Source organism: Streptomyces sp. NPDC026394 (assembly GCF_055567735.1).
Genome location: NZ_JBVHPX010000001.1, coordinates 333155 through 355284, shown reverse-complemented (window position 1 = coordinate 355284; position 22130 = coordinate 333155). Strand labels below are relative to the sequence as shown.

The 22130-nt window shown below is 72.9% G+C and carries 23 protein-coding genes; 12 read left to right on the top strand and 11 right to left on the bottom strand.

Going from position 1 to position 22130, the window contains the following annotated elements; all coding sequences use genetic code 11:
• Nucleotides 1–52: 52 nt before the first annotated feature.
• Nucleotides 53–1012, bottom strand: coding sequence for a LysR family transcriptional regulator (locus ACZ4QV_RS01630; RefSeq protein WP_361146706.1), 960 nt, complete (start codon nt 1010–1012; stop codon nt 53–55).
• Nucleotides 1013–1236: 224 nt separating this feature from the next.
• On the opposite strand from ACZ4QV_RS01630, the gene snpA reads away from it, so the two are divergent.
• A complete protein-coding gene (gene snpA, locus ACZ4QV_RS01625) occupies nt 1237–1884 on the top strand; it encodes a snapalysin (RefSeq protein WP_361619849.1) in 648 nt (215 codons plus the stop codon).
• A gap of 179 nt (nt 1885–2063) precedes the next feature.
• Here snpA and ACZ4QV_RS01620 read toward each other — a convergent pair whose 3' ends face one another.
• The 5 genes from ACZ4QV_RS01620 to ACZ4QV_RS01600 form a co-directional block, all read right to left on the bottom strand.
• Nucleotides 2064–2609: a hypothetical protein gene (locus tag ACZ4QV_RS01620; protein ID WP_361146712.1), complete on the bottom strand. Its 546-nt coding sequence runs from the start codon at nt 2607–2609 to the stop codon at nt 2064–2066.
• Between the two features lie 25 nt (nt 2610–2634).
• Complete coding sequence (locus ACZ4QV_RS01615; RefSeq protein ID WP_361146715.1) at nt 2635–3378, bottom strand: GAF and ANTAR domain-containing protein; 744 nt, start codon at nt 3376–3378, stop codon at nt 2635–2637.
• A 165-nt stretch (nt 3379–3543) separates the two neighbouring features.
• A complete protein-coding gene (locus ACZ4QV_RS01610; protein ID WP_361146717.1) occupies nt 3544–3903 on the bottom strand; it encodes an STAS domain-containing protein in 360 nt (119 codons plus the stop codon).
• A gap of 233 nt (nt 3904–4136) precedes the next feature.
• Complete coding sequence (gene crcB / locus ACZ4QV_RS01605; protein WP_361619891.1) at nt 4137–4511, bottom strand: fluoride efflux transporter CrcB; 375 nt, start codon at nt 4509–4511, stop codon at nt 4137–4139.
• Nucleotides 4508–5029, bottom strand: a complete 522-nt coding sequence (locus ACZ4QV_RS01600) for a fluoride efflux transporter FluC (protein WP_361586303.1) — start codon at nt 5027–5029, stop codon at nt 4508–4510. Before ACZ4QV_RS01600 ends, crcB begins: the two co-directional genes overlap by 4 nt.
• Before the next feature lie 215 nt (nt 5030–5244).
• On the opposite strand from ACZ4QV_RS01600, the gene ACZ4QV_RS01595 reads away from it, so the two are divergent.
• From ACZ4QV_RS01595 to ACZ4QV_RS01585, 3 genes are all read left to right on the top strand, one after another.
• A complete protein-coding gene (locus ACZ4QV_RS01595; protein ID WP_361619893.1) occupies nt 5245–6003 on the top strand; it encodes a FadR/GntR family transcriptional regulator in 759 nt (252 codons plus the stop codon).
• Nucleotides 5996–7297: a CynX/NimT family MFS transporter gene (locus ACZ4QV_RS01590; RefSeq protein WP_361640224.1), complete on the top strand. Its 1302-nt coding sequence runs from the start codon at nt 5996–5998 to the stop codon at nt 7295–7297. Before ACZ4QV_RS01595 ends, ACZ4QV_RS01590 begins: the two co-directional genes overlap by 8 nt.
• A 432-nt stretch (nt 7298–7729) precedes the next feature.
• Nucleotides 7730–8860 carry a magnesium and cobalt transport protein CorA gene (locus ACZ4QV_RS01585; RefSeq protein ID WP_361147367.1) on the top strand — a complete coding sequence of 377 codons (1131 nt, stop codon included), beginning with the start codon at nt 7730–7732 and terminating at the stop codon, nt 8858–8860.
• A 32-nt stretch (nt 8861–8892) separates the two neighbouring features.
• Here the strand turns inward: ACZ4QV_RS01585 and ACZ4QV_RS01580 are convergent, their stop codons facing one another.
• Entirely contained in the window at nt 8893–10296 is a 1404-nt protein-coding gene (locus ACZ4QV_RS01580) for an FAD-dependent monooxygenase (protein ID WP_361640222.1), read from the bottom strand.
• A gap of 75 nt (nt 10297–10371) precedes the next feature.
• Here ACZ4QV_RS01580 and ACZ4QV_RS01575 point away from each other — a divergent pair, with 75 nt between their 5' ends.
• A complete protein-coding gene (locus tag ACZ4QV_RS01575) occupies nt 10372–10956 on the top strand; it encodes a TetR/AcrR family transcriptional regulator (protein ID WP_361146735.1) in 585 nt (194 codons plus the stop codon).
• 33 nt (nt 10957–10989) lie between these two features.
• On the opposite strand, the gene ACZ4QV_RS01570 is transcribed toward ACZ4QV_RS01575, so the two are convergent.
• Nucleotides 10990–12543, bottom strand: coding sequence for an MFS transporter (locus ACZ4QV_RS01570; protein ID WP_361640220.1), 1554 nt, complete (start codon nt 12541–12543; stop codon nt 10990–10992).
• Nucleotides 12544–12706: 163 nt separating this feature from the next.
• On the opposite strand from ACZ4QV_RS01570, the gene ACZ4QV_RS01565 reads away from it, so the two are divergent.
• The 4 genes from ACZ4QV_RS01565 to ACZ4QV_RS01550 all read left to right on the top strand — a co-directional run bounded on the left by ACZ4QV_RS01565 (nt 12707) and on the right by ACZ4QV_RS01550 (nt 17888).
• A complete protein-coding gene (locus ACZ4QV_RS01565; protein WP_361640218.1) occupies nt 12707–13705 on the top strand; it encodes a helix-turn-helix transcriptional regulator in 999 nt (332 codons plus the stop codon).
• 87 nt (nt 13706–13792) lie between these two features.
• On the top strand, nt 13793–16078 hold the full coding sequence (locus ACZ4QV_RS01560) for a heavy metal translocating P-type ATPase (protein WP_361586317.1): 2286 nt from the start codon (nt 13793–13795) through the stop codon (nt 16076–16078).
• Nucleotides 16079–16407: 329 nt separating this feature from the next.
• Nucleotides 16408–17346 carry a beta-ketoacyl-ACP synthase III gene (locus ACZ4QV_RS01555; protein ID WP_361146746.1) on the top strand — a complete coding sequence of 313 codons (939 nt, stop codon included), beginning with the start codon at nt 16408–16410 and terminating at the stop codon, nt 17344–17346.
• Nucleotides 17347–17462: 116 nt separating this feature from the next.
• Nucleotides 17463–17888: a VOC family protein gene (locus ACZ4QV_RS01550; RefSeq protein ID WP_361146748.1), complete on the top strand. Its 426-nt coding sequence runs from the start codon at nt 17463–17465 to the stop codon at nt 17886–17888.
• A 76-nt stretch (nt 17889–17964) separates the two neighbouring features.
• On the opposite strand, the gene ACZ4QV_RS01545 is transcribed toward ACZ4QV_RS01550, so the two are convergent.
• From ACZ4QV_RS01545 to ACZ4QV_RS01535, 3 genes are all read right to left on the bottom strand, one after another.
• Nucleotides 17965–18213, bottom strand: coding sequence for a hypothetical protein (locus tag ACZ4QV_RS01545; RefSeq protein WP_361146751.1), 249 nt, complete (start codon nt 18211–18213; stop codon nt 17965–17967).
• A 65-nt stretch (nt 18214–18278) separates the two neighbouring features.
• Complete coding sequence (locus tag ACZ4QV_RS01540) at nt 18279–19190, bottom strand: glutaminase (RefSeq protein ID WP_361146754.1); 912 nt, start codon at nt 19188–19190, stop codon at nt 18279–18281.
• A 10-nt stretch (nt 19191–19200) separates the two neighbouring features.
• Nucleotides 19201–19962, bottom strand: a complete 762-nt coding sequence (locus ACZ4QV_RS01535) for a helix-turn-helix domain-containing protein (protein ID WP_467762472.1) — start codon at nt 19960–19962, stop codon at nt 19201–19203.
• Nucleotides 19963–20072: 110 nt separating this feature from the next.
• Here ACZ4QV_RS01535 and ACZ4QV_RS01530 point away from each other — a divergent pair, with 110 nt between their 5' ends.
• The 3 genes from ACZ4QV_RS01530 (at nt 20073) to ACZ4QV_RS01520 (ending at nt 22059) form a co-directional block, all read left to right on the top strand.
• Nucleotides 20073–20306, top strand: a complete 234-nt coding sequence (locus ACZ4QV_RS01530) for a hypothetical protein (protein WP_361146756.1) — start codon at nt 20073–20075, stop codon at nt 20304–20306.
• Nucleotides 20307–20471: 165 nt separating this feature from the next.
• Nucleotides 20472–21065 carry an N-acetylmuramoyl-L-alanine amidase gene (locus ACZ4QV_RS01525; protein WP_361146759.1) on the top strand — a complete coding sequence of 198 codons (594 nt, stop codon included), beginning with the start codon at nt 20472–20474 and terminating at the stop codon, nt 21063–21065.
• Between the two features lie 76 nt (nt 21066–21141).
• A complete protein-coding gene (locus ACZ4QV_RS01520) occupies nt 21142–22059 on the top strand; it encodes a 1-aminocyclopropane-1-carboxylate deaminase/D-cysteine desulfhydrase (protein WP_361146762.1) in 918 nt (305 codons plus the stop codon).
• Nucleotides 22060–22130 lie beyond the last annotated feature (71 nt).

Genomic DNA, 22130 nt, shown 5'->3' with positions numbered 1-22130 from the left:
ACCGGAGGTCACGCGCGGCGCGCACGGCCGCACGGCCGGGTCCCGCCCCGCCTCACGTCCCGATCGGCAACGGCCCGTCGTGCCGTACGAGCCACTCGCGGTACGCCGTGCTCTCCCAGGCCACCTCCATGTACGAGGCGGTAAGGTCGGCGAAGAGGGCGTCGGCGGGGGCGGCCGGGGCGGCGCCGGGGCGGTGGGCCATGAAGAGCCGGACGGCCAGCGGGTCGCCGCGCAGCGGGCGGATGGCCATGCCGTGCCGGGGCCGGGACGTCGGCTGGCAGGGGGCGACCACCTCGCCCGCCGCGACCAGGTCGGCCGCCGTGAGGTAGTCCCCGTGCACCACCCGGGGGTCCAGCCCCGCGGCCGCGAAGACCCGGCGCAGCCCCGTCCACTCACCGTCCACCGACGGGTCGACCATCCACTGGTCACCGGCCAGCTCGGCCAGTTCGACCACCGGGTGGCGGGCCGCCGGGTGGTCGGCCGCCAGGGCGACGAACTGCGGCTCCCGGGCGATCAGTTCCCGCTCGACGAGGCCGTCCGGCCGGCGCAGCGGCGCGCCCTCCACCTCGTGCACGAAGGCGACGTCGAGCTGCCCCATCGCCACCATCTGCAACAGCGCGTTGGCGGACACGTCGATACGGATGGCGGTGTCCGTGTCGGGCAGCCTGGCCCGCAGCCGTCGCAGCCAGCCCGCCACCGCCCGGCTGCTGGTGCTGCCGATGCACAGCCGTGCGCCGTCGGCCCGCAGGGAGGCGGAGGCGATCTCGTCGACCAGCGCCCGCATGTCGGCCACTATCGGCCGGGCCCGGCTCAGCACCGAGTGCCCCAGCGGCGTCGGCCGGCTGCCGGTCCGCTCGCGGAAGAACAACTGGCCGCCCAGGGCGTTCTCGATGCGGCGGAGCTGGGTCGTCAGGGAAGGCTGGGTCATGCCCAGTTGTCGCGCGGCCTTGCGTACGCTGCCCGCGTCGGCGATCGCGCACAGCGCACGAAGGTGCCTCACTTCGAGCTCCACGACCGGAGCATAACGACGTTTGCGCACGTCACACCAGACTCTTCGGACACGCTCGGGCCGGCTTCCCCTCGGGGTATCCCCTGGTGCTATCGCCACCTGCCATCTCCGCGCCCCGGGATCTTCTCGAACAGACTCTCCGCCACCAAGAGTTCCTCCGCAGGGTCCCGGCCGCCGCCCCACACGGCGACCGTACGGCCCCACGGACGATAAGGAGTCCCCCCACCATGAGATCTCCCAAGACGGCACTGTCGGCAGCCCTCGGCCTGGGCCTCGTCGCCACGCTGGCCGCCGCGGTCCCCGCGACGGCGGCCTCCGCCTCCTCCGCACCCCAGACCCACCGGGTCACCGCCGCCGCGTACGCCGGTTCGGCCGCCGAGCAGGCCGACACCAAGGCGTTCTTCCAGGCCGTCATGGAGTCGGTCAAGGCCAAGCAGGCGGCCCACCCGAACCTCAAGGTCGTCACCGTCACCTACGACGCGAGCGCGGCCCCCACGTTCAAGAGCCAGATAGCCCGGAGCGCCCAGATCTGGAACGGCGCGGTGCAGAACGTGAAGCTGCAGGAAGGCAGCGGCGGCGACTTCCAGTACCGCGAGGGTGACGACGCGCGCGGCTCCTACGCCAGCACCGACGGCCACGGCAAGGGCTTCGTCTTCCTGGACTACAAGCAGAACAAGGAGTACGACTCGACCCGCGTGACCACGCACGAGACCGGCCACGTGCTGGGTCTGCCGGACCACTACGAGGGCCCGTGCAGCGAGCTGATGTCCGGCGGCGGCCCCGGCCCGTCCTGCACAAACTCGCAGCCGGACCAGACCGAGCGGGCCAAGGTCGACCAGCTCTGGGCCAACGGACTCAAGGGCGTACGTCCCTGACGGGCCTCTCCCCGGCGGGTCCGGCACGGCGTGACAACGCCACGGATCCGGGACACCACGGCGCGCGGGCGCCGCGGTCCGACAACGTCTACGCGCGCGGCGGGCTCCTCGGAGCCCTGCCGCGCGCGTACGCGTTCCGCGCCGCGCGCCCGGCCCTGGTCGTACCGTTGCGCCGTTCCTCAGTGCGCCAGCTCCCGGCTCCACGCCTCCAGTTCCGGCTCTCCGTCCTCGGACCGGCGCAGCCGGCCCGTGGGCTGCCACCCCCACGCCCGTACCGCGGAGCGCGCCGCGCCGTTCGCCGTCTCGACGAGGGTGACGACCGCCGTGGCGTTGCTGCGGATCAGCAGGGTCTCCTGGAGCCGGGTGGCGACGTGGCCGCGCCGGTGCGCGGGCAGCACCATCAGCTCGGCGACGACGAACACCCGGCCCGAGGCGGTCAGTTCCTCCAGCTCACGCGGTACCTGCCCGTTGAACCCCTGCCACCACCGGCCGTCCCGCTCGGCGGGGAATCCATAGGCGCAGCCGACCAGTGCCGGGCCGCTGGCGATCACCATCTCGAAGCCGGGACGCTGGACGTGCTCCGCGAACCGCTGCAGAAAGGCCCCCCGTCCGCGGAACTCCTCGCCCGAGGGGCCGCGGTACGCCTCGACGTACAGGTCGGCGACGGCCTCGCGTTGTGCCTCGGCCTGCCACCTGCTCAGGCGCCGCAAGAAGACTTCTGCCATCCGGTCCTCCACAGGATCCAGGAAATCACCTTCGGTTGAGGAAGTACTCCATGACGAGGCCGCTGTCGAGCGTGCCGTCGACGACCTGGCGGGCCAGGTCCGGCAGCCGCCGGCGGTGGGCGCGGGCATAGGCGCGGAAGACCGTGAACGCCTCGTCCACGCTCGTCGTCCAGCGTTCGGCGAGCATGCCCTTGGCCTGTTCGATGACGACGCGGGAGCTGAGCGCGTGCCGCAGCTGTGTCCGCTCGGCGTGGCTGCGTTCCAGGATCTCGCGCTGTACGGCGGCGACGGCCAGCAGGTCGGCCAGGGAGCGGGCGAAAGCGCCGGTCTGCTCGCCGAGCGGTGCGGCGGTCCCGGAGAAGAGCGCCAGGACGCCGACGGTCCGCGAGCGCAGGCGCATCGGCAGGGCGTGTGCCGTCACATGGCCCCGCTCCCGCGCGAGGGCGGTGAAGTGCGGCCAGCGTGCGGCGGTGCGCGGGTCGGTCAGGGCGATGTCCGTCTCGGCGGTGCCGCTGCGGTAGCAGTCGGCGTACGGGTCGCAGGCTTCCTGCGGCCCGTCCGGTCCCAGCAGGCGGGCGGTGTCTCCGTACTCGGCGACCGCCCGGAGCCGGTGGTGCGCGTCGGCGAGGAGGACGACGGCCGCGGTGGCGCCGAGCAGGCCGGCGCAGTCCGCGGACAGGCAGCGCAGCAGCTCCGCGCAGTCGACGTCGCCGAGGAGTCCTTCGGGTAAGTCCGCCCGCGATTGGGGCAGGGGTTCTTCACGGGCCATGGCAACCATCCCTTTCCACCGTCGTCCGGTCGTGGCCCGTGTCCATCGTCTCTCGGATCGAAGCCGCACGGCTACTATGCCTCCGGCAAGCCTCCGGCGGGAGACCGTCTGCACCGTGATCCCCGGGTCCGGCGGCCGGAACCCGGCGGGGGTCGGACACCCGGTCTACGGCGAGCAGTTCGCGAGCTGGTCGCGGCGCGCGTCCCGTACGCTCGCGTAGCGGGGGAAGCGGCCGGTCAGCCGGGTCGCCCTGAGCAGGATGGCGATACCGCGGTGGGCGTGCACGACGCGCAGCCAGCCGCCTTGCTCGACGGCCCAGTTCTGCGCGGCGCACAGCTCCCGCAGCGCGGAGCAGTCCATGAAGGTCACCGCGCCGAGATCGACGATCACCCGGGGCGGACCGACGGCGCGACTGTGCCCACACCGCAGCAGGGCGCGCAGGCGCGGGGCGGTCATGAGGTCCAACTCCCCTTCGGGCCGCACGACGTTGATCTTGTTGACACGGATCCGGTGGTGAAGGTCCATAGCGATACCGCCCCTGAATTCAAACATGCCGCACTGACTGTCCTTCGTGCGAACCGGGGTCCGGGGCACCGCGGCCATCAGCGTATTCCGGCTGGGCGTCGGGCGGCGGTGAAGAAAGGTTCCGTTCGAAACTCGACCTCATTCGTTCACTCGCACGGGGGCCGCATCGCACGGGCGCGCCCACCCGGCCCGTACGGTCACCCCTGTACCGCTCCGGGCCCGCTCGGCCCCGTTCAGACCCACAGCGCTTCGGCGAGGGCCACACCGGCGAACACCGCGGCGAGACCGGCGGCCACACTCGCCGCCGCGTTCGCAGCGGCACGCCACCGCGCTCCGTCGGCGGCCAGCCGCAGCGTCTCGTACGAGAGGGTCGAGTACGTCGTCAGCGCTCCGCACAGACCGGTCCCGAGCAGGAGGTGCAGGGACGAGGGAGCGGCGCCCGCCGCCACCGCACCGGTGACCAGACCCAGCACCAGCGAACCCACGACATTGACCGTGAACGTCCCCCAGGGGAAGGCCGTGCCGAGCCGGGACTGCACGAAGCGGTCCGTCAGGAAGCGCAGCGGTGCGCCGGCCATCCCGCCGGCCACCACGAGCAGCCAGTTCACCGCGCACCTCCGCGCCGGGCCAGTGCGTACCGGGTGCCCGCGTGCGCGGCCCACACGGCCGCCAGCGCGGCGAGCAGGGTGGCCGCCAGGTAGGCCAGGCCGAGGGCGAGCCGTCCGGTGTCCGTCAGGTGCCGGATGTCCGCGGTGTACGTGGAGAAGGTCGTGAACCCGCCGAGGACACCGGTGCCGAGGAACGGGCGCAGCAGCGGGTGGGGTGCCCCCCGTTCGCCGATCAGTGCCATCAGGACGCCCATCAGCGCGCAGCCGACGACATTGACCAGGAAGACCGTCACGGGGAACGTCCCGGGGGCGGTGGGCCACAGCAGCGTGGCTCCGTACCGGAGGGCCGCGCCGATGCCGCCGCCGAGCGCGACCGCGCCGACGACGGGCCACTGCCCCTGCCAGGGCGGCTGCGCACGGGAGGGGGCCGACTGCGCTCCGGAGGACTCGGCGGTGCGCGGTGCGGCCGGGCGGGCCGTGGCGGCGGCCGTCGCCGGGCGGGGGGCTCCGGTGGTCATACGTCTCCTACTCGCGCGGTGCGTGCGTACTGCGTTCCGCTCTGCAAGCAGGGACCGTTGGCGGCCTCGGCAGGCCGCGGTTCGGGTCCGGCGGGCCCCACCGCCGTGCCGTGATCGCGGGATCTCCGGCGGTCCCAGGCTAACCCCGGCTGTTTGACACCGCCAAACATGGGATGTTCCCATCACCGGTGGAATCGAGAGGGAGGACGGCGTCCATGCCGCTGCGCAGCACCGCCCGCACCAGCCTGGTGGACCTTGTCATCGAGCAGATGGAACAGCTCATCACCGACGGCGAGTGGCCGGTCGGCGGGAAGATCCCCGCGGAACCCGTCCTCGTCGAGACGCTCGACGTGGGCCGCAACACCGTCCGCGAGGCGGTCCGCGCCCTCGTGCACACCGGGATGCTGGAACCGAGACAGGGCGACGGGACGTACGTACGGGCCAACAGCGACTTCGGCGCGGCCGTACAGCGCCGGCTGCGCCGGGCCGCCGACCTGGAGGCGTACGAGGTCCGGGCGTCCCTGGAGCGCGACGCGGCCCGCTACGCGGCGCTGCGCCGCACCGACGACGACCTCGCGGCGCTGCGGGCCGCCCTCGCCGAGCGCGACCGCGCCTGGGAGAACAGCGACGTCACCGCGTTCATCGACGCGGACATGCGCTTCCACCGGACCGTCGCGGCCGCAGCGCACAACAGTGTCCTCGCGGAGCTGTACGAGCACTTCAGCGACGCCCTGCGCGCCACGCTCCAGGCGGTCATCGGCAGGCCGCTGCCCGATTCCGTCCGGCACCAGTTCGACGCGCACACCGCCATCGTCGACGCCATCGAGGCGCGAGACCCGGACGCCGCCGAGCAGGCCGCGCTGGCCCACCTGACCGAGGCCATGGACGCGCTGCGCGCCACCCGGCCCGACGACGAGGCTCCGGCGGCCCCCCGAGCACGCGAAGCAAGCCCAGGAGAAGAAGACCATGCATGACCACGGACCGGCCGCCACCCTGAGCGCCCCCGGCACCGGCGGCGCCACGCGGCCGGACACACCCACTGACGCACCTACCGGGGAGGCCTCCCCGCCCGCCCCGGCGCCGGGTGCCACCGGGCGCCGCGCCCTCTACCTGGGCGCCGGCGTCATCCTCCTCGCGCTCAACCTGCGTCCCGCCCTCGTCGCCGTGTCCCCGCTGGCCGGCACCATCCGCGACGAGAGCGGCATGTCGGCCGCGGCCACCAGCCTGCTGACCGCGCTGCCGTTGCTCTGCTTCGGCCTGCTCGCCCCGATCGCGCCGCGGCTCGGCCGCCGCTTCGGCATGGAACGCTCGCTGCTCGGCACCATGGCGCTGATCTGCGCGGGTACGGCGCTGCGACTGCTGGACTCGGTGGTGGCGCTGTTCGCCGGGACGATCGTCATCGGCGCGGGCATAGCCGTCGCCAACGTCCTGCTGCCGGGCCTGATCAAGCGCGACTTCGCGGCCAGGTCCGGACTGATGACCGGGCTGTACTCGATGTCGCTGTTCGGCGGCGCGGCCCTGGCGGCCGGTGTCACCGTGCCGGTGCAGCGCGCGGCCGGGCTCAGTTGGCAGGCCACGCTGGCGTGCTGGGGCTCGCTGGCGGTCATCGCGCTGGTGGTGTGGCTGCCGCAGACCCGCAGTCGTACGCGGATTTCCGCCTCCGCCGCCCGTGAGGCGGCCCACCCCGTGCGCGGTCTGTGGCGCTCCCCGCTGGCCTGGCAGGTCACCGCGTACATGGGCCTCCAGTCGCTCAGCTACTACGCGGCGGCCGCCTGGCTGCCGACCATGCTCACCGACGCCGGGATGAGCGCGGGCGACGCGGGCTGGATGCTGTCGTTCTCCTCGCTGCTGGGCATCGTGGGCTCCTTCCTCGCCCCGGTGATCGTCGGCCGTCGCCTGCCGGCCGGTGCGCTGGCCACGGTCGGCGCGGTGCTCTGCGCGGCCGGTTTCGCCGGGATGCTGGCCGCGCCGGCCGGCGGCGCGTACGTGTGGATGACGCTGCTGGGCCTCGGCCAGGGCGCGGCGATCAGCCTGGCCCTGCTGTTCATCGTCCAGCGCGCCCCGGACATCCGGCACACCGCGCAGTTGTCCAGCATGGCCCAGTGCTTCGGCTACATCCTGGCGGCCACCGGGCCCGCGGTGCTGGGCGCCGTGCACGACGCCTCGGGCGGCTGGACGGTGCCGGTGGTCGTGCTGCTCGTCCTGCTCGTCCCGCAGGTCGTCATGGGCCTCGGCGCCGCGCGTCCGCGGCACGTCGCCGGACGCTGACCCCGGCACGTCGGCGGGGGCCGGCCCCGGCACGCCGCCGGACGCCAGCCCCGGCACACGTCGCCGGGCGCCGCCGCGGCCGTCGCCGGGTCCCGGCCCGGGCCGCGGCCCGGGCCCACCCCGCCGGCCCCGGTACGTCCGGCCGTCCCCGGTACACCCGGCTGATCCTGGTACGCCAGGGCCGACCCGGTACGTCCGGGACGTCCCCGGCACGTCCGGGGGCCAGCCCGGCATCTCCGGAGGCCGCCCCGGCATCCCCGGAGGCCGACCCGGCATCCCCGGAGGCCGCCCCGGTACGTCCCCCGGTACGTCCGGGGGCCGACCCGGTGCGGACGCGCCGGAGTGGGCCGGTCCGTACGGGCGGGAGGGATGTGGAGCCGCCGACACGCCTCCCGCCCCGCCGTACGGCCGGTCCATACTGGTGCGGTGTCGGTGATCAGCAACCTTCGTAAAGCGGTCCGGCTGCCGCAGCAGCAGCGCCGTGGTGTCGACCTCAGCCACCCCGCCCGGTCACCGCTGGGCACCGCCGTGGTGAACTGCGCCGTCTACGAGCACGGGGTCCGGCAGCCCGGCGACCACCCGGCCGACGACGCCCTCCGGCGGGTCCGCGACTCCGGCGACGGCTTCGTGTGGATCGGACTGCACGAGCCGTCGGAGAAGGAGTTCGCCGGCATCGCCGAACTGTTCGGGCTGCACCCGCTGGCCGTCGAGGACGCGGTGCACGCCCATCAGCGGCCGAAGCTGGAGCGCTACGACAACGCGCTGTTCACGGTGTTCAAGACGGTCTGTTACGTGGACCACGACCGGCTCACCGAGTCCAGCGAGGTGGTGGACACCGGCGAGATCATGGTCTTCACCGGCGCCGACTTCGTCATCACGGTCCGGCACGGCGGCCACGGCTCGCTGGGCCCGCTGCGCGAACAACTGGAGGCGGACCCGGAGCAACTGGCCGTCGGCCCCTCGGCGGTACTGCACGCCATCGCGGACCTGGTCGTGGACGACTATCTGGACGTCACCGCCGCCGTGCAGGACGACATCGACGATGTCGAGAGCGAGGTCTTCGCCGCGAGCCCGCGCCGTAGCGGCAGTGAGGAACGGCGCGGCGGCACCAAGGGCTCCGGCACCGGCGCGGGCCGGATCTACCAGCTCAAGCGGGAACTCCTGGAGCTGAAACGGGCGGTGGCGCCCCTGGCCCGCCCACTCCAGGCCCTGGCCACCCAGCCGATGGCCCTGGTGGACCCGCACATCACCACGTACTTCCGCGACGTGTCGGACCACCTGGAGCGGGTCACCGAGCAGATCAACGCCTTCGACGAACTGCTCAACTCCATACTCCAGGCGCACCTCGCGCAGATCACCGTGGCGCAGAACGAGGACATGCGGCGTATCAGCGCCTGGGTGGCGATCCTCGCCGTCCCGACCATGGTGTGCGGCATCTACGGCATGAACTTTGAGCACATGCCGGAGAAACACTGGACCTTCGGCTACCCCCTGGTCATGGCCGTCACGCTCACGCTCTGCTTCCTCATCCACCGGGGCTTCAAGCGGAACGGGTGGCTGTAGGGCCTGGCACCTCCTCTCATGACACGGACCTCTCAGGCCAGATAGCCGTCCGGGCGGACCAGGAAGGTGTCGCCGGACGCCGCCGCATAACCCGCGAAGGCGTGGCCCTCGGCATCGACGACATACCGTCCGCGGCCGGGACGCCCGTCGCCGGGTATCTCGCCGCCGGGCTCCTCGCCGGGTCGCAGCACAGCGTAGGCATGCTCCTCGTCCGGGGCGGACGCGCCGAAGACCAGCCGGGTGAAGTGCGGGCCGCGGAAGAGGTCGAAGAGGCGGACGTGTTTGCCGTCCGCGTCGAGCAGCGGGGCGTCCGGGGCGCGGTCGCCGGTGACGAGGGCACCGGTGGCGTCCGGGGCCCGGTAGGTGATGTCGAGGCCGAAGTTCTCCTCGCCGCGCTTGTGGGCGTCGGCGCTGCCCGCGACGTACTTCTCCAGCAGGCCGGTGCTGACGCCGAGGACACGGGCCGCGACGGCCCGCCGCTCGGTCTCGTAGCTGTCCAGCGCGGTCTCCGCGGCCAGCTTCCAGCCCAGGTTGTAGGCGTCCTGCACGCCGGTGTTCAGGCCCTGTCCGCCGGTCGGCGGGTGGACGTGCGCGGCGTCGCCGGCCAGGAAGACGCGCCCGGCCCTGTACCGCTCGGCCAGCCGTACGTTCGGCCGCCACACCGTCGACCAGCCGTGTCCGGTCAGACGCACACCGGCCGAGAACCGGTCGAGGGCGGCCTGCATCGTCTCCAGAGAGGCGTCGTCGCCCTCGCCCAGGGGGGAGATGAACTGGAACCGCCCGGTGCCGGGCAGCGGGGTCAGCGCGACACCGAACACCGGGTTGTCCGGCCCGGCGAACCAGTGGCCGACCGCCGGGTCGAGACCGGGCGCGGACACGTCGCCCACCAGCACCCGGAAGGTCTCGTCGGTGGTGCCGGGAAAGTCCACGCCGATCGCCTTGCGGACAAAACTGGCGCCGCCGTCGGCGCCGACGAGGTAGTCGAACCGGGCCTCCTCACCCGTGGCGAGCCGCGCGGTCACCCCGTCCGCGTCCTGCTCCAGGCCGACCAGCGCGGTGCCCAGCTCGACCCGTACGCCGAACTCCAGCAGCCGCGCCCGCAGGATCTCCTCGGTCTGCGACTGCCCCAGCACCCACCCGTTCGGATACGGCACCCCGGGCAGGGGCTCGCGCAATTCGGCCATCCAGTGCTCGCCCACGTACCGGCCGTCGACGTGCACACGGAGCGGCCCGGGCGGCGCACCGGCGGCCCGTACGGCGTCCAGCACGCCCAGATCGTCGAAGACCTCCAGCGTGCGCGGCTGGAGGCCGTCGCCGCGCGAGCCGTCGAAGTACGCGGTCGCCTTGTCGACGACCCGCACTCCGACGCCGCGCCGGGCCAGTTCGATCCCCAGGGTCAGCCCGGTCGGGCCGCCGCCCACCACAAGCACTCGCATGATGAATCCCCATTCGCTGAATGTGTATTCATCGTGAGGCTGCTAGCGTGCGATGTCAAGAGAGCTGGAGGAGACGTGAAGCGCGCGGAGCAGGCGGTCGAGACGAGGGCGGCGCTGATCGAGGCGGCCAAGCGCCTGTTCGCCGACCGCGGCTACCTGAACACCAAGATCACTGACATCACGACGGAGGCCGGCCGGGCCGCGGGCTCCTTCTACCGCCACTTCACGAGCAAGGAAGACCTGCTCAGGGCGCTGCTGGACGAACTGTCCGCGGCGAACGACGCCTACGCCGCGACCGATCAGCACAAGTCGGACTTCACCGACCCGGAAGCGATCCGCTACCACGTGGCCAGTTACTGGCGCGTGCACCAGGAGCATGCGGCGACCATGGTCGCGCTCCGCCAGGCAGCGCTCGTCAGTGAGGACTTCACCCGCACCTTCGACCAGTTCCGCCGCGCTCAGCTCGACGACCTGGCCGACCACCTGGAACACGTACAGAACCTGCCGGCCTCCCCCGAGACCACCCTGCTGATGATGAGCGCGATGCTGGACGCGCCCGCGCAACCGTGGCCCGGGATGACCGAGGAGGAGGCCATCGAGGCGACCACCCGGTTCCTCTACCGGGCCCTGAACGGCAGGGATTACCCGCCGGAGGCATAGACGCCCCGCGACGGACGGCCCGACCGGCCCGTGTCAGCGGGTCAGGACCCGTTCCACTGCTCCGTTCTCCCGCGGCTCTCCGCTCGTTCGCGGCCCGTCGCCCCTTCCCGCCGTACGCGGCTTCCCCGGCATCAGGAACAGCAGCAGGAAGACGACCGCCAAGCCGGCCGCCACCCACCACAGCGAGGTGACCGTCGCGTCGACGACCGTCGCCCTCGGGTCCCGCCCGGCCGCTCCGTCGAGGACGCCGAAGAAGGCCACCGACGACAGGCCGAGGCCGAACGCCATGCCCAGTTGGCTCGTGGTGTTGAAGACCCCGGACGCCGATCCGGAGTGTTCCGGCGGTATCTCCGAAAGGGCCGCGTCGGTGATCGGGGCGACGATCAGGCCCATGCCACCGCCCATCAGCAGCAGGGCGGGCACCATCTGCCAGGACGTCAAGTCCGTGCCGTACCGCGTGGCTTCGGCGATGTAGAGCAGCACACCGGAGAGCATGATCAGCGCTCCGGCCTGCATCACCTTGCGCCCGAACCGGGGCACCAGCTTCTGTACGGAGACACCGGCCGCCGCCGAGCAGGCGACCGAGAACGGCACCCCGGTCAGCCCGGCGCGCAGCGGGCTCCAGCCCAGGCCGAGCTGCATGCACAGGGTCCAGACGAGGAAGAACAGGCCCGAGAGCGCCCCGAAGGTGAGCTGCACACCGGCGCCCGCGACGAACGTCCGGAGCTTGAAGAGGGAGAGTTCGACGAGCGGTGAGCCGTCCTTGCGGGCCTTGGCGCGCTCGTACCGTATGAAGGCGGCGAAGACGAGCGGGCTCGCGGCCATCGACACGAACCCCCAGGCGGGCCAGCCCGTCTCGCGGCCCTGGGTGAGCGGGTGGAGCACCATCAGGAGGGCGAGCGCGACGAGGACCATGCCGCCGAGGTCCAGGCGCAGCGCCTTGGGAGCGCGCGACTCGGCGATGAAACGGCGCCCGAGGACGATGCCGGCGATGCCGACCGGGAGGTTGATCAGGAAGATCGGGCGCCACTGGAGACCGAGGATGTCCCACTGCGTCAGCAGCGCGCCGATCAGCGGACCGCAGACCGCGCCCAGCCCTATGACGGCGCCGAACATGCCGAAGACCTTGCCGCGTTCGTGTGCGGGGAAGGTGACGTGGATGATCGCCAGCACCTGCGGCACCATCAGCGCGGCCATCGCGCCCTGAAGGACGCGGGCGGCGATCAGCAGCCCCGGGTCGGCGGCGATGCCGCACAGCGCGGAGGCGACGGTGAACCCGCCCATACCGAGCAGGAAGAGCCGCCGGCGACCGTGGATGTCGCCGAGCCGGCCGCCGGTGATCAGGCCGACGGCGAAGGCCAGCGCATAGCCGGCGGTGATCCACTGGACGGCACCGAACGAGGCGCCGGTGTCCCGCTGGATGCTGGGCACGGCGATGTTGACGATGGTCGCGTCCACCAGGTCCATGAAGGCGGCGGTCAGCACGACGGCGAGCGCGAACCAGCGTCTGCGGCCGGTCGCGTCGGCTGCACCGGTCGCGTCGGCCGGGTCGGACGCGCCGGGGGTGGTCGTGGGCGGGGTGGGCATGGCGGTGACTCCTGGGATGCTTCAGGACGGGAGCGGCAGGTCCGGGCTTCACAGGCTCCGGCACTCCGCGAAGAGCCCCGACTCCGGGGCTCGGGGACAGATCTCGACCCTACGGTCCATAGAGGACAGCCCCGGTCCTACTGAGCCCGGCATCATCGACGGCATGAGTGAGACCTCGGCCCGCCTGCTGAACCTGCTGTCCCTCCTCCAGACACCCCGCGAATGGCCCGGGAGCGAACTGGCCGACCGCCTGCGGGTCACCACCCGCACCGTCCGCCGCGACATCGAGCGGCTGCGCCACCTCGGGTACCCGGTGCACGCCACGATGGGCGCGGAAGGCGGCTACCGGCTCGCGGCGGGCACCGCGATGCCCCCGCTGCTGCTGGACGACGAGGAGGCGGTGGCCATCGCCGTCGGACTGCGCTCGGCGGCCGGGCACACCGTCGACGGCATCGAGGAGGCGTCCGTACGGGCCCTCGCCAAGCTGGAACAGGTCCTGCCGTCCCGGCTGCGGCGGCGGGTGGGCACGCTGGGCACCGCCACCGTACCGATGCCCGCCGGGGACGGCCCGACGGTCGATCCCGCGCACCTGACCGCCCTCGCCGCGGCCGTCGCCAACCGGGAGCGGCTGCGCTTCACCTACCGGGCGGGCGACGGCGTCCGCTCCAAGCGGCTGGTGGAGCCGCACCGGCTGGTCGCGGCGGGGCGCCGCTGGTACCTGGTGGCGTACGACGACGAGCGGGAGGACTGGCGGATCTTCCGTGTGGACCGGCTGAGCGAGCCGTACCCCACCGGGGTACGGACGCCGCCGCGCGAGCTGCCCGCCGAGGATGCCGCCACGTTCGTCAGGGAGCGGATGCAGGGCATGGGGCCCGGCTGCGCCGCGGTGGTCACGGTGCAGGCGCCCGCCACCGAGGTGTGCGATCGGCTGGGGCGCGCGGTGGTCGCGGTGGAGCCGCTGGGCGAGGGGGCGTGCCGGGTGCGCACCCGGCCCGATTCGCTGGAGTGGACGGCGTTCCGGCTGGCGATGCTCGGCAGCGAATTCACCGTCCACGAGCCGCCGGAGCTGGCGGAGCACCTGCGGCGGCTGGGCGGGCGGGTGCTACGGGCGGTCTCGGACGGGTCAGGCGAGGTTGCGCCGTCGCATACCGGGGAGGGGTAGCACTCATACCCCCTAGGGGTATAAAGTTCTGGCAGTGGACGACGGCGGCCGCCCCTGCCGTCACCCCCGCCTCCCGAAGGAGCAGCCATGACCACCACCGTCGACGAGCGCGGCATCGAGCTGGAGATCGGCGGCATGACCTGCGCCTCCTGCGCCGCCCGTATCGAGAAGAAGCTCAACCGGATGGACGGCGTCACCGCCACCGTCAACTACGCGACGGAGAAGGCGAAGGTCACCTACGAGGACGGCGCCGACGTCGAGGTCGCCGATCTGATCGCCACCGTCGAGAAGACCGGTTACACGGCCACCGTCCCGGAGCCCCCTGCCCCCGCCCCGCCGCCACCGGATCCCGGCACGGCCCCGGCCACGGCGCCCGAGCCGGGCGCCGCCGACCCGCTCGCCCCGCTGCGGCAGCGCCTGACCGTCTCGGTGCTGCTGGCCGTACCGGTGATCCTGATGGCGATGGTCCCGGCGCTGCAGTTCACCAACTGGCAGTGGCTGTCGCTGACCCTGGCGGCGCCGGTCGTGGCGTACGGCGCCTGGCCGTTCCACAAGGCCGCCTGGACCAACCTGCGGCACGGTACGGCGACCATGGACACCCTGGTCTCCATGGGCACGCTCGCCGCGCTCGGCTGGTCCCTGTGGGCCCTGTTCTTCGGCCACGCCGGGATGCCCGGTATGACCCACCCGTTCACGCTGACCATCGAACGCGGCGACGGCGGCAGCAACATCTATCTGGAGGCCGCCGCCGGGGTGACCGCCTTCATCCTGGCCGGACGCTACTTCGAGGCGCGCTCCAAGCGGCGGGCCGGGGCCGCGCTGAAGTCGCTGCTGGAGCTGGGCGCCAAGGACGTGGCGGTGCTGCGGGGCGGGCGCGAGGTACGCGTACCGGTGGGTGAGCTGGCGGTCGGCGACCGGTTCGTGGTCCGTCCCGGCGAGAAGATCGCCACCGACGGTACGGTCGTGGACGGGTCCTCCGCCGTGGACGCCTCGATGCTCACCGGCGAGTCCGTGCCCGTCGAGGTCTCCCCCGGCGACCCGGTCACCGGCGCCACCGTCAACGCGGGCGGCCGGATCGTCGTCGAGGCGACCCGGATCGGCGCGGACACCCAGCTTTCCCGGATGGCGCGGCTGGTCGAGGACGCGCAGAACGGGAAGGCCGCCGCCCAGCGCCTGGCCGACCGGATCTCCGCCGTCTTCGTCCCGGTCGTCATCGCGCTGGCCCTCGGCACCCTGGGCTACTGGCTGGCCACCGGTGCGGGCGCGGTCGCCGCGTTCACCGCCGCGGTCGCCGTACTGATCATCGCCTGCCCGTGCGCCCTGGGTCTGGCCACGCCGACCGCGCTCATGGTCGGCACCGGCCGCGGCGCCCAGCTCGGCATCCTGATCAAGGGGCCCGAGGTGCTGGAGACGACCCGCCGCGTCGACACCGTCGTCCTGGACAAGACCGGCACGGTCACCACCGGCGCGATGACCCTCACCGCCGTCCACCTCGCCGACGGCGTGTCCGAGACCGAGGCGCTGCGCCTGGCCGGCGCCCTGGAGCACTCCTCCGAGCACCCCGTCGCCCGCGCCGTCGCGACCGCGGCGGACGAGCGTACGGGCGGGCTGCCCGGCCCGGAGGACTTCGCGAACGTACCCGGCCGCGGTGTCCGGGGCGTCGTCGAGGGCCACGCCGTCCTCGTCGGCCGTACCTCGCTCCTCGCCGAGTGGGCCATCGAGCTGCCCGCCACCCTGGCGGACGCCAAGGCCGCCGCCGAGGAGGCCGGGCACACCGCGGTCGCCGTCGCGTGGGACGGGGAGGCGCGCGCCGTGCTCGTCGTCGCCGACGCGGTCAAGCCCACCAGTGCCGAGGCGATCCGGCGGCTGCGCGCCCTCGGCCTCACCCCGGTGCTGCTCACCGGCGACAACACGGCCGTCGCCCGCTCGGTCGCCGCCGAGGTCGGCATCGACGCGGAACATGTCGTCGCGGAGGTGCTGCCCGAGGACAAGGTCGCGGTCGTCAAGCGACTCCAGGCGGAGGGCAAGTCGGTCGCCATGGTCGGCGACGGCGTCAACGACGCGGCCGCGCTCGCCCAGGCCGACCTGGGCCTGGCGATGGGCACCGGCACGGACGCCGCCATCGAGGCGGGCGACCTGACGCTGGTACGGGGCGACCTGCGCGCCGCCGCGGACGCCATCCGCCTCGCCCGCCGCACCCTCGGCACCATCAAGGCCAACCTCTTCTGGGCCTTCGGCTACAACGTCGCCGCGTTGCCGCTGGCCGCCGCCGGGCTGCTCAACCCGATGATCGCCGGGGCCGCGATGGCCTTCTCCTCGGTCTTCGTGGTGGCCAACAGCCTCCGGCTGCGCCGCTTCAAGCCGCTCGGCTGAGCGGCGGGCACCCACCCTCGGCGCGGCCCGTGCAGCACTCCGCTGTACGGGCCGCGCCGAGGTCGTACGCGAGGTCTGGACCGACGGCGTACGCGGGATCCGGACCGACGTCGTGCACGCGTCCCGGACCGACATCGTGCGCGCGCCCCGAGCCGACATCGTGCGCGAGATCACGGCCTCCGCCCGACAGCCGTCGGAGGCATCCGTTCCGCATAGTCCGTGATTTCCCTCCAGTTCTCGTCCCCGAAGATTGGCGGTTCTCGCAACGTCCTCGGCACCCACACCCCCAACACTGGACAGACACCGTCCGCACACGCTCAGGGGATCCCATGACGGGCTCACGCGTCCTGTCTCTCGGCCACTACCAGCCCTCCGAGGTGCTCACCAACGACGACCTCGCGAAGATCGTCGACACCGACGACGCCTGGATCAGCAGCCGTGTCGGCATCCGCACCCGGCACGTCGCGGCCCCCGACGAGAGCGTGGACGCGATGGCGGCGGCCGCGGCGGCCAAGGCGCTCGCCGCCAGCGGTCTGACCGCCCAGGACATCGATCTCGTCCTGGTGGCCACCTGCACAGCCGTCGACCGCAGCCCCAACACCGCGGCACGGGTCGCCGCCCGGCTCGGCCTGCCGGCCCCCGCCGCCATGGACCTCAACGTGGTCTGCGCGGGCTTCACCCACGCGCTGGCCACCGCCGACCACGCCATCCGGGCCGGTTCGGCCGTCAACGCGCTGGTCGTCGGCGCCGAGAAGTTCACCGACGTGGTCGACTGGACGGACCGCTCGACCTGCGTGCTCGTCGGGGACGGCGCGGGCGCCGCGGTCGTCACGGCGGCGTCGGAGCCGGAGATCGGCCCGGTGCTGTGGGGTTCGGTCCCGGAGATGGGCGATGCCGTCCGCATCGAGGGCACCCCGGCCCGGTTCTCCCAGGAGGGCCAGACCGTCTACCGCTGGGCGACCACCCGGCTCCCGGCCATCGCCCGCCAGGTGTGCGAGCGCTCCGGCATCCAGCCGGAGGACCTCGCCGGAGTCGTGCTCCACCAGGCCAACCTGCGGCTGATCGAGCCGCTCGCGGAACGCATCGGCGCGGTCAACGCGGTGATCGCGCGCGATGTCGTCGAGTCCGGCAACACCTCGGCCGCCTCCGTACCGCTGGCCCTGTCCAAGCTGGTGGAACGGCGGGAGATCCAGCCCGGCGCCCCTGTGCTGCTCTTCGGGTTCGGCGGCAACCTGTCGTACGCGGGGCAGGTCATCCGGTGCCCGTGAAGCCGCCGCCTCCCGTGCCGTAGCGGTGCCCGTCCCCTGTCCACAGCGGTGCCCGTCCCGTACCGGTGTCCGATTCGTTCAAGACCAGGCCACGCGGCGCTCCCTACGCTCCCCGTATGAGCAACGAAACGCACCCCACCCCCGGAACCACGACGCCGCGCCTGGCGGCGATCGGCATCGTCGTCGCCGACATGGCGGCCTCCCTCGCCTTCTACCGCCGCCTGGGCCTGCCGGTCCCGGCGGAAGCCGACACCGCCCCGCACGCCGAGGCGACACTGCCCGGCGGTCTGCGCCTGATGTGGGACACGTACGCCGTCGCGCGCTCCATCGACCCCGAGTGGACGCCGCCGGGGGCCGGCACCCCGACGGGCCTGGCCTTCGAGTGTGCGGACCCGGCCGGGGTCGACAAGGTCTACGCGGAGCTGACCGCCGCCGGGTACACCGGCGAGAAGGAACCGTGGGACGCGCCCTGGGGGCAGCGGTACGCGATGGTCCGGGACCCGGACGGGCACGGAGTGGACCTTTTCGCGGCGCTGGCGTAGGCGCGCGGGACAGGCACGGGTACGGATACGCGGGTATGGATACGGATGCGAGCCCTCTTGAGGCCCGCCGCCGGGGCTACGGCACCTCGCGCAGGTACAGCGCCCCGCAGGAGTGGCAGAAAGGTTCGGCCGCGGCCGTGCCCCAGACGTCCGCGGACTGCACCGCCGCGTCCGGTCGCAGTTCGCGGCCGCACATCGACCGGGTACCGTCCAGCCGCACCATGTGCCACAGCTTCACCGGGTCGTGCGTCTGCGGCGAACCTGCCTCCGCGTCCGCAGTGCCCGCAGCGTCCTCGGCGTACTCGGCGCGCATCTCGTGCTCCATGGCGACGCACCTCCTCGCCCCCACGATGCGCCCGGGGAAGCACCGCCCGCCACCGGGCGGCCGGCTCAGAACACCGACCAGCCGGTCAGCGACGTGAAGTGGTCCAGCGCCGCCGCGCCCGCGACCGAGTTGCCGCGGCTGTCCAGGCCGGGGCTCCACACGCACAGCGTGCAGCGGCCCGGTACGACCGCGACGATCCCGCCGCCGACGCCGCTCTTGGCGGGCAGCCCCACCCGGTACGCGAACTCGCCGGCCGCGTCGTAGGTGCCGCAGGTCAGCATCACCGCGTTGATCCGCTTGGCCTCGCGCGCCTCCAGCAGGCGGCTGCCGTCGGCGCGCAGTCCGTGCCGGGCCAGGAACCCGCCGGCCGCCGCCAGGTCGCGGCAGCTCATCTCGATCGAGCACTGCCAGAAGTAGTGCTCGATGACGCTGGGGACGGGGTTCTCCAGGTTGCCGAAGCTGGCCATGAAGTGGGCGAGCGCCGCGTTGCGGTCGCCGTGCTCCGCCTCGGAGTCCGCCACGGCCTGGTCGAAGGCGAGGTCCGGGTTGCCGCTCTCCTCGCGCAGGAAGTGCAGCATCGTGGTGCTGGCGTCGCCGGTCAGCGTCTGCAGCCGGTCGGTGACGACGAGCGCGCCCGCGTTGATGAAGGGATTGCGCGGTACGCCGTTCTCCCACTCCAGTTGCACCAGCGAATTGAACGGCGTGCCCGACGGCTCGCGGCCGACCCGCTTCCAGATGTCCTCGCTGTCGTTGGCCATGACCAGCGCCAGCGAGAAGGTCTTCGATATGGACTGGACGGAGAACGGGACCTCCCAGTCCCCCACCCCGTACACCTCACCGTTGATGTCGGCCACCGCTATGCCGAAGCGGTCCGTCGGCACCTTCTCCAGCGCCGGTATGTAATCGGCAACCTGCCCATGTCCGACATACGGCCTCGCATAGGCCGCTACCTCCTCAAGAACGGCCTGGTAGTCCATGACGGACAAGCTACCTCGGGGCCACGATCACCCCCAGCGGGGCCCCCGCCAGCGCTTTCACCTCACGCGCCAGATGCGCCTGGTCCGCGTACCCGGCGCGGGCCGCCACCTCCGCGTACGGCGTCCCGCCGCGGGCCAGTTCCAGCGCGCGGCCGAGGCGCAGCACCCTGGCCAGCATCTTGGGACCGTACCCGAACGCCTCCAGGCACCGGCGGTGCAGCTGCCGCTCGCCGATGCCCACGGCCCGGGCGGCCTCCGCCACGGACCGGCCGCGGCCGAGCGCCGCGGCGATCGCGCTGTGCGCGGGGTCGGCCGGGCCGGCGGCCTCCCGGAGGCGGTGTACGGCGATCTCCTCCAGCACCCGTCCGGGTGAATCGGTCCCGGCCACCGTTCCGGCCAGCCGGTCCACCAGGCCCCGGGGCCACAGCTCCTCCAGCGGCACCCGCTGATCGCGCAGCGTGTGGGCCGGCACGCCGAAGACGGCGGGCCCCTGGCCGGGGGCGAAGCGCAGTCCGACAACGATCTCGCCCGGCCGCGCGGCGGGGGTGTGCGCGGTGGTGTCCGGCCCGGCCACGGTCAGCCGGCCGCCCCACCAGATCAGGTCCGTGCAGCCGTCGGGCAGCACCCGCTGCGGCGCCGGGCCGCCGGGCGCCCGCTTCTCCCAGACGACCGCGCCGGGCAGCCGCGCGGCCCGCTCCCGGTACCCGCCCGGGTCCGCGCCCGGTTTCCCGTCCGGTTCTTCGTCCGCGGTCCCCTCCGTACCCCTGTCCACCTCCCCAGCCTGGCACGGGAACGCGGGTAACGTCCGGTCCGTTGATCCGGTACGGCACCGCGACGGCAGCGGGGCCGTCCGCCCCTCCCCCAACCTCACCGGAGGCAGCAATGGCAGGCTTTCTCGACCGCGCCAAGGAGCAGGCACAGAGCGCGCTCAACCAGGGCAAGCAGAAGGTCGACGAGGTCCAGCAGCAGCGGGCCGGCAACGACCTGCTGAAGAAGCTGGGCGCGGCCTACTATGCGGAACGTCGCGGCAACGGCACCGCCGACGCCACCCAGGAGGCGCTGAGCGCGCTGGAGGCTCACATCGCCACGCACGGTGACGGTTTCCTGCGCGGCTGAAAGGCGGTGCTTCCCACGGCTGAAAGCGGTGGAAAGCGGCTGAAACCGCTCGCTCATCCGCTCGTACACGCGACGAACGGCTGGTCTGTGACCTGACGTTCCAGTACAAGCGTTTTATGAGGCGGTGCGCGGTCGGCGGCCGCCGCGCACCGAACGGAGTCGGCCATGGCCCCACCCATGTCCGCGAACACCTTCATCAAGGCCCTCAGAGACGAGGGCCTGGAGATCGTCGAGGTCGGCGAGTGGCGTACGCACAACCGCGACGGCCACGGTGACTGGGGCCCGGTGCACGGTGTGGTGATCCACCACACCGTCACGTCCGGGACGGAGAGCACGGTCCGCCTGTGTTACCACGGCACCTCGGCGCTGCCGGGGCCGCTGTGCCACGGCGTGATCACCAAGGACGGCCGGGTGCACCTGGTCGGCTGCGGGCGCACCAACCACGCGGGCAGCGGCGACCGCGACGTCCTGAACGCCGTGATCGCCGAGCGGAAGCAGCTGCCCCCCACCAACCAGTACAACGCCGACGGCAACGTCCACTTCTACGGCTTCGAGTGCGAGAACATGGGCGACGGCAAGGACCCGTGGCCCGAGGCCCAGCTGGAGGCCATCGAGAAGGCCGCGGCGGCGCTGTGCCGGGTCCATGGCTGGAACGAGTACTCGGTCGTCGGCCACCTGGAATGGCGCGCGGACAAGATAGACCCCAAGGGCTTCACGATGAAGGACATGCGCGCCCGCATCGGCGCCCGCCTCAAGTAGCACCCGCGGCACCCGTCCCGCCCGTAGGGCCTGACGGCGGGTGAAGCAGCGCCCGCCGGCACGCGACAATGGCCGGGTGACCTCCGCCGTCCCCGACCTCGCCGCACTGCGGCCGCGCCTGCCGTCCCCCCTCCAGCACGTCGAGGACGGGCGGTTCGCGCGCCGCGGTGTGCGGCTGTTGCTCAAACGGGACGACCTGATCCACCCCGAGCTGCCCGGCAACAAGTGGCGCAAGCTGGAGCTGAACCTGCGGGCGGCGGCCGAGGCCGGTGAGCACACGCTGCTCACGTTCGGCGGCGCGTACTCCAACCATCTGCGCGCCACCGCCGCGGCCGGCCGTCTCCTGGGGTTCGCGACGGTCGGCGTCATACGCGGCGCGGAACTGGCGGACAAGCCGCTGAACCCGTCCCTGGCACGCTGCGCCGCCGACGGCATGCGCCTGCACTTCGTCGACCGCGCCGCATACCGCCGCAAGGCCGAGCCGGAGACCGCCGCCGCATTCCGGGAACGCTTCGGACCGCACTACGCCGTACCGGAAGGGGGCAGCAACGCCCTCGCCGTCCAGGGCTGCACGGCCCTGGGCCGGGAACTGCACGGCGCGTCGGACGTCGTCGCCGTCGCCTGCGGCACCGGCGGCACACTGGCTGGCCTGGCCGCCGGACTGGCGCCGGACCAGCGGGCCCTCGGCATACCCGTCCTCAAGGGCGGCACACCGCACTTCCTCGCCGCGGAGACCGAACGCCTCCAGTACGCGGCCTTCGGCGGCCGGCGCGGCACCTGGGACCTGGACGACCGCTTCCACTGCGGCGGATACGCCCGCCGTACCCCCGAACTGGACGCCTTCGCCGCCGACTTCGAGGACCGGCACGGCATACCCCTGGAACGCCTCTACGTCGCCAAGCTCCTCCTGGGGCTGACGACCCTGGCCCAGGAGGGCGCCTTCCCGCCCGGCAGCACCGTCACGGCGGTCGTGACAGGGGCTCCGACTCCGTGATGCGCGGCCCTCGGACCCACGCCCCTTAATCCGCGGCCCCCGGACCCACGCCCCCGTGGTCCGCGGTCCTC